The organism is Aeromonas sp. ASNIH8, from assembly GCF_002919855.1.
GTDB classification, from domain to species: Bacteria; Pseudomonadota; Gammaproteobacteria; order Enterobacterales; family Aeromonadaceae; genus Aeromonas; species Aeromonas caviae.
In genome coordinates this window covers 1-972 of sequence record NZ_PQLN01000244.1, presented here as the reverse complement: position 1 = coordinate 972, position 972 = coordinate 1, and the positions used below count along the sequence as shown (strand labels likewise).

Here is a 972-nt window from a genome sequence, read left to right as displayed (position 1 = left end):
TTTTACAACCGCCAGCGTCGGCATTCACGACTTGGCAATGTCAGCCCGGCGGAGTTTAACAAGAGGTATTGGAGAACTGCTCAGGCTGCTTGATCCGGGACTGTCCGATCTTGTCAGGACACCTCAAACAGACCGAGCGATGGTTGAAGAAGAACCCCAAGTTCTGCCTGGTGTTCCAGCCAGTTTACAGCCCTTGGGTTAATCACATCGAACGGCTGTGTGGCACAAGTTACATGAAACCATCACGCGCAATCATCAATGCAGAGGAATGGCCAGCCTGCTGGCCCGAGTGAAACACTTCATGGATACCGTGTCTCCTTTCCCGGGGAATGGCTATGGTACAGCGAAGGTGTAGCACTATTGGGATCAGTTATTTAGCCAGGCATAGCCACGCCCCATCATCACCACCGACAGATTGCCTTGCTCCAGGTAGATACGGTTCACATCGGTGATTTCCAGCTCACCACGCGGTGACGGCTTCAGGCGCTTGGCAATCTCAACAACGCTGTTGTCGTAGAAATAGAGGCCGGTGACCGCATAGTTGCTCTTGGGCTCCAACGGCTTCTCTTCCAGCGAGATAGCGGTACCCTCTTTATCAAATTCCACCACCCCATAACGCTCGGGGTCATGCACATGGTAGGCAAAGACGGTAGCACCACTCTCTTTGGCCGCTGCCGCCGCCAACTGTTTCTGCAGGTCGTGGCCATAGAAGATGTTGTCCCCCAGCACCAGCGCACAGGGGTCTGACCCGATAAACTCTTCACCCAGAATAAAGGCTTGTGCCAACCCGTCCGGACTTGGCTGCACCTTGTACTGCAAATTCAGGCCCCACTGACTGCCGTCACCTAAATAGCTGTTCCGAATAGTAGATCACCGGAGGAAGGGAACTCAGTCCAGTTTGTGCGATCTGATTAGTCGCTAAACAAAACAAGCCACACCCAAAGGACTGAGTTGATGCCTATCCTACCACCT

The 972-nt window shown here is 53.4% G+C and carries 1 protein-coding gene and 2 pseudogenes; 2 read left to right on the top strand and 1 reads right to left on the bottom strand.

Annotated elements, in window-relative coordinates; all coding sequences use genetic code 11:
• On the top strand, window positions 1-202 hold a 202-nt coding region (locus C3418_RS24585), incomplete at its 5' end, for a hypothetical protein (protein WP_219812715.1).
• Window positions 126-355, top strand: a pseudogene (locus C3418_RS23705) (transposase); the annotation flags it as partial. The gene C3418_RS24585 and the pseudogene C3418_RS23705, both read left to right, overlap by 77 nt.
• 17 nt (window positions 356-372) lie before the next feature.
• On the opposite strand, the pseudogene C3418_RS23700 reads toward C3418_RS23705, so the two are convergent.
• A pseudogene (locus C3418_RS23700) lies at window positions 373-849 on the bottom strand (sugar phosphate nucleotidyltransferase); the annotation flags it as partial.
• Between the last annotated feature and the right edge of the window lie 123 nt (window positions 850-972).